The sequence below is a fragment of the Synechococcus sp. R55.7 genome (assembly GCF_047461955.1).
Classification (GTDB): domain Bacteria; phylum Cyanobacteriota; class Cyanobacteriia; order Thermostichales; family Thermostichaceae; genus Thermostichus.
The window spans coordinates 8,502-13,760 of record NZ_JANSIC010000045.1; the positions used below are offsets into that span (position 1 = coordinate 8,502).

6 protein-coding genes are annotated in these 5,259 nt (G+C 58.0%); 3 read left to right on the forward strand and 3 right to left on the reverse strand.

Going from position 1 to position 5,259, the window contains the following annotated elements; all coding sequences use genetic code 11:
• The coding region (locus NW820_RS03830; protein ID WP_414406731.1) for a lipopolysaccharide biosynthesis protein at positions 1–1,164 on the forward strand (1,164 nt) is incomplete at its 5' end.
• On the opposite strand, the gene NW820_RS03835 is transcribed toward NW820_RS03830, so the two are convergent.
• Together NW820_RS03835 and NW820_RS03840 are read right to left on the reverse strand one after the other, a co-directional pair.
• Positions 1,151–1,516, reverse strand: a complete 366-nt coding sequence (locus NW820_RS03835) for an FHA domain-containing protein (RefSeq protein WP_011432528.1) — start codon at positions 1,514–1,516, stop codon at positions 1,151–1,153. The genes NW820_RS03830 and NW820_RS03835 overlap by 14 nt on opposite strands.
• A 128-nt stretch (positions 1,517–1,644) precedes the next feature.
• On the reverse strand, positions 1,645–2,481 hold the full coding sequence (locus NW820_RS03840; RefSeq protein ID WP_414406732.1) for an SDR family oxidoreductase: 837 nt from the start codon (positions 2,479–2,481) through the stop codon (positions 1,645–1,647).
• Between the two features lie 117 nt (positions 2,482–2,598).
• On the opposite strand from NW820_RS03840, the gene NW820_RS03845 reads away from it, so the two are divergent.
• Complete coding sequence (locus NW820_RS03845) at positions 2,599–3,090, forward strand: YajQ family cyclic di-GMP-binding protein (RefSeq protein ID WP_011432526.1); 492 nt, start codon at positions 2,599–2,601, stop codon at positions 3,088–3,090.
• Between the two features lie 187 nt (positions 3,091–3,277).
• On the opposite strand, the gene hemW is transcribed toward NW820_RS03845, so the two are convergent.
• Positions 3,278–4,495, reverse strand: coding sequence for a radical SAM family heme chaperone HemW (gene hemW / locus NW820_RS03850; RefSeq protein WP_414328910.1), 1,218 nt, complete (start codon positions 4,493–4,495; stop codon positions 3,278–3,280).
• Positions 4,496–4,563: 68 nt separating this feature from the next.
• On the opposite strand from hemW, the gene hisH reads away from it, so the two are divergent.
• Entirely contained in the window at positions 4,564–5,220 is a 657-nt protein-coding gene (hisH, locus tag NW820_RS03855) for an imidazole glycerol phosphate synthase subunit HisH (RefSeq protein WP_414406733.1), read from the forward strand.
• The last annotated feature ends 39 nt before the right edge of the window (positions 5,221–5,259 follow it).

The window sequence follows — 5,259 nt, forward strand, 5'->3', positions numbered from 1 at the left end:
CTGTTGGGGCCGGAAGCCTTCGGGGTTTTCTCTGCCATCTTGGCCTGCAGCAACCTGGCCGCCCCGTTTGGCTATTTGGGCCAATCGGAACTGCTGATCCAGCGCCTCAGCCGGCAGGGATCCCCGACTTGCACCCAGGGGATTGGCCCCAGCTTATGGTTGGCGGGATTGGGCTGTGGGGGGATGGCGCTGGTGTTGTGGCCCCTCTTGAGCGTTTGGCTGGCCGGGACGCCGGCAGCGGTGGTGGGGGTATTGCTTTTGAGCGATCTGCTGTTCATCGCGGTGCCAGAGGTGTACAGGGGGATCCTGATCGGGAGAGAGCAGGCTGCTGGGGTAGCCCTCATCGACACGGGCATGGCGCTGGGGCGATTGGGGGCAGTGTTGTTGGCGGTGGCCTTGGGCTGGGGATCCCTGGTGCAATGGGCTGTTCTGTACGGCCTGATGGTGTTGGTCGTGCTGCTGCTGATCGCGAGGGGGATGGGGCGGTGGAGCGAGCCTTCTCCCCCCTTGGCCCTGAGCTGGCGAGATCTGCGGGAACGGCTGACAGCGGGCTGGGACTTTGCGGTGGGGCTGGCCGCGGTGAAAACCTTCACCGATTTGGACAAGCTGCTCTTGCCCCGTTTGGCCTCAGCAGCGGCGGGGGGTCTTTACAGCGCTGCCTATCGGGTGATCAACTTCTCGCAAACGCCGATGATTGCTCTGCTCACCAGCCATTTTGCCGAGCTGTGCCGCCAAGGGCAGAAGGGCCTTCCGCAAGGCTGGCGCTACGCCTGGCAGCTTTTCCCTTGGGTGGTGGGCTACGGCAGTTTGGCCGCCCTGGGGCTGGCGCTGGGATCCTACGGGATCCCCTGGGTGCTGGGATCGGCTTACCGGGAAACGGCCCTCATCCTGCGTTGGCTCAGCCCGGTCATTTTGCTAGAGGGGATCCACCTTTTGCTGTCTCACCTGCTCACCGGGGCAGGGTTGCAAAAGCCCCGCAGCCGTCTGCAACTGATGGCTCTGGGGCTGAATGGGCTTTTGAATGCGGTTTGGATCCCAAGGTGGGGTTGGCAGGGGGCGGCCCTAGCGACCTTGCTGTCGGAGATGGCCTTGGTGCTGGCTTTGCTGCTGTTGATTGGGGGGCGATTGCACGCTCTGCAGAGATCTGGGCCTAGGGAGCCTTAACAATTTTGTAGGTGGCTTTGGCATCGGGGCCAAAGGTGATCACATCCCCCGACTTGAGCTGGTGGGTGGTCAATTTCTGGCCGTTGATCAACAAGCCATTGGTGCTGGGGCGACCTTCCAGATCCCCATCCAAAATGCGGTAGCAATATTCTCCCTCTCGCTCGGCGGGAATCCGCAGCAGCATGGCGTGGTAGCGGGAGGCATACTGAGAGTTGAGACAGATGTCGTTCGCCAAGTCCCGACCGATGAAGTATTTGGCGGATCCCAGCACCTGGGTACGGCGGCCATCTCGGTCTTCCACGATCAAGATGTGCTGGTGGGTACCGGAAGGAGAAGGCACAGATTCAACCATACTTCCGCTGTCAATACCAGTGTTTAACCGTACCTCAAACTATACCGAAGTTTAGCCTTCTTCCTGCTATCGCTGGGTCTGCAGAATCGCTCATCCAGCGCCCCAGAACTCTCGACCGATCCAGTGGGCTAGCGAGGAACATTCTGGAGCAATGAGCCGACCCATCCGGGGAAGAGGGTGTAAGCTCCTACCGCCCATTGGGCCATGCCCACCACCACCTCTGACTTGGACTGGCGAGCGGCATCCCAAATGGCTTCGGCAACTTCTTCCGGCTGGCTGACCCAAAAACTCTCCAGCGCCTGTTGCATTTGCTCACGGGCTTTGCCACCTGAGGTTTGGGCTTGGCTGTCGGGAGAGGACGCTGGCCCCACCTCATCCAGAAAAATGGCTCGCTTGAGGAAATTGCTGCTGACGATGCCCGGATGGACGCCAATTACCTGGATCCCTTGGGGTTGCAGTTCCAGACGCAGCGCTTCTGTCAGCCCACTGACCGCGTACTTGCTGGCACAATAGGCGCTCATCTGGGGCAGGGGCATTTTGCCGCCAATGGATCCCACGTTGATGATCTGGCCTTTTTTGCGCTTCAACATGTCGGGGAGCACGGCTCGGATGGTGTGGAGGTAGCCCCAAAAGTTGACCGCCATCAAAGCCTGCCAGTGTTCCAGGGTAGTTTGCAAAAAAGGGCCACTCATGCAGATGCCGGCGTTGTTGATCAGGCAATCGATGCGGCCATAGCGTTCCAGAGTTCTCTCCACCAGGTTTTGCACCTGTTCTGGCTGCGTGACATCGGTGGGAACGGCCAAGACCTCGGCATTTAGGCTTTGCTCCAGGTCGATGGCCGTTTGCTTCAGGGTTTCGGCAGTGCGGGCAGCCAGCGCCAATCGGTAACCCCCACGGGCAAAGGCAAAGGCAGTAGCTCTGCCGATGCCTTCAGAGGCGCCTGTAATTAAAACAACATCGGCCATCCTGCTTCTCCGTAAATCTGGACTGGGATCCCTCTACCTGTTGTAGCTTCTCCGAGAGTTAGGGATCCCTGCTTGGCTGAGGGCTTAAGATACTGAACGATAGCGAAGATAAGGTTTATGGCCTCTACCTACTCATTTGATATCGTCAGTGATTTCGATCGGCAGGAACTGGTGAACGCTGTGGATCAAGCCCGACGGGAGATCAAACAGCGCTACGACCTCAAGGATACTCAGACGGAAATTGAGCTGGAGGAGGGATCCCTGACCATCACCACCGCCAACGACATGGCCCTCAACTCCATTCGGGATCTGCTTCTTACCAAAGCGGCCAAGCGGGGTCTATCCCTGAAGATCTTCGACTTCCAACCCCCAGAGAGCGCCGGCGGCAACCGAGTGCGCCAGGTGGTTCACCTGAAAAAGGGCATTGATGCCACACTGGCCAAACAGATTGCCAAGCAAATCCGCGACAACTTTAAGAAAGTGCAGCCTGCCATTCAAGGGGATCTGGTGCGCGTTTCCGGCAAGGATAAAGACGAGCTACAGGCGGTCATTCAAATGCTTAGGCAGCAGGACTACCCGGTGGCGCTGCAATTTGTCAACTATCGATAGGGATCCTCTGGGCTTCCGTATCTTTCCCCTCAACCCCTCTTGCAAGATTAGAGATCTCAGGATCTGTGAAATGTTGGGTTTAATGGCTGCTGGAAATGGTGATAGCCTACGCTCCTCAAAGCTTGAGTTTTCGGCCAATTGGGATAGGGGGCTCTGGTGAGAAATCTTGTGAAAGTAACCGTCGGAATCAAGCCAGCAAGTCTCTGAGAATCTCATTGGAAAATAGCCAGCCATCGGGCGGAATCAGCCGTAGCCGGCCTGCCTCACAACTGGCCCATCCCTTCTCAAAATAGGGATCCAGCCTCTCCAAAGCTTGCTCGACCTTTGGGTGGCCAAAACGCTCCTGTAAATGGCACAAATCCAGACCTTCCTTTAGACGCAACCCCAACATCAAAGTATCCATCCAAACTTCCTCTGGGGATGCTTCAGGAGGGAGAGGGTGGACTCCGACTTTCACCTGCTCGAAGTAGTGGTAAAGGGTTTTGGGCTGCTGAATGCGCCGTCCCCCCTCGTAGCCGACGGATCCCATGCCAAAGCCAAAGTAAGGGCGATTTTCCCAGTACACTCGGTTGTGGCGACAGGCGTAGCCGGGGCGGGCAAAATTGGAGATTTCGTAGTGGATGTAGCCCGCTTCGGTGAGCAGCTCCCGCGCCATTAGGTACATGGCAACTGTGGTTTCCTCGCTGGGCAAAGGTGCTGCTCCCGGTCGGTACATCCGACCAAAGCGGGTTCCCGGTTCAATCGTCAGATCATAGACGGAGACATGGGTGGGGTTAATCTCAAGAACAGCTCGTAGAGACTGCTGCCAGTGTTCCAAAGTCTGGTAGGGCAGCCCAAAGATCAAATCCAGGTTGAAATTCTCAAAGCCCGCCGCCTGCAAGTCGGCCACGGCTTCGTAAACTTCCTCCACTCCATGCAGGCGACCACAAGCGGCCAGCAGCTCTGGCTGAAATGCCTGTACCCCTAGGCTGATGCGGTTGACCCCCAGCTCCCGGTAGCCCGCCAACTGCTCCCGCGTCAGGGTGCCGGGGTTGGCCTCCAGAGAAATCTCGCAGTCGGGATGAAACGGGATCCTCTCCCTCAATTGAGTCAAGATCCGCCCCAGTTGCTCCACCGTCAGCAGAGAAGGGGTGCCACCCCCGAAAAAAATGCTGGTCAACGGTCTGGGATCCCCGGCCAGATGGCGGTAGCGGTAGGCGCCGCCGATCTCCCGGCAGAGCATCTGCACGTAGGTTTCCATCAACTTGCGGGTGCCCAGGCCGGTGGCAAAATCACAGTAGTGGCAGCGTTGCCGACAAAAAGGGATGTGCAGGTAAGCTGCTTCAGGCCAATCAACCTGGTCGCGGCAGCATTGCAGAGCAGTATCGGTCGGAGTGGGATTGTGCAAAGCCGTTGCCACAGCCATGGGTCAGCTCAAACGGGATAGAACCACTATACTGATAGACTCCTAAACTCCTCACGAGAAGGGATCCCATGGGGACTGTACGCCTGGCGGTGATCGACTATGAGGCGGGAAATCTGCATTCGGCTTGCAAAGGGCTGGAGCGGGCCGGAGCTGAGGTGCAGCTAGTAACAGAGCCAACTGGACTAGCGGCTTTTGACGGCATTGTCCTGCCCGGCGATGGGGCCTTTGACCCAGCCATGCAGCAGTTGCGAGAGCGAGGCTTTGTGGATCCCATCCGGGAGGCGGTGCAGCGGCAGCAGCCCTTCTTGGGCATTTGCATTGGTTTGCAGGTTTTGTTTGAGAGCAGCGAAGAGGGAACAGAGCCAGGGCTGAGCATTGTGCCTGGACGGGTGCAGCGCTTTCGACCGGAGCCGGGCTTGCGTATCCCCCACATGGGCTGGAACCAGTTGCACCTTACCCAACCCCAATCGCCTCTTTGGGCAGGGATCCCGGATCAAAGCTGGGTTTACTTTGTCCACTCCTACCACGCAGTGCCCAATGACCCAAGCTGGGTGGCTGCTACCACCCAACACGGCAGCCAAACCTGTGTAGCCGCTATTGCCCGCGGCACCTTGTTTGCTACCCAATTTCACCCCGAAAAGTCGGGCCCTGTTGGCTTGCAGATGTTGCAAAACTTTGTCGAGTTTGCTGCCCGTTGCTCCCTTTTATCTGCTCCCAGAGCTTAGTGCCCCATGAACTACTGGCTGATGAAATCTGAGCCCAGC

Coding starts and splice junctions, on each gene's coding strand:
- NW820_RS03845 (WP_011432526.1), top strand. CDS start 2,599: ATGGCCTCTACCTACTCATTTGATATCGTCAGTGATTTCGATCGGCAG.
- hemW (WP_414328910.1), bottom strand. CDS start 4,495: ATGGCTGTGGCAACGGCTTTGCACAATCCCACTCCGACCGATACTGCT.
- NW820_RS03840 (WP_414406732.1), bottom strand. CDS start 2,481: ATGGCCGATGTTGTTTTAATTACAGGCGCCTCTGAAGGCATCGGCAGA.
- hisH (WP_414406733.1), top strand. CDS start 4,564: ATGGGGACTGTACGCCTGGCGGTGATCGACTATGAGGCGGGAAATCTG.
- NW820_RS03835 (WP_011432528.1), bottom strand. CDS start 1,516: ATGGTTGAATCTGTGCCTTCTCCTTCCGGTACCCACCAGCACATCTTG.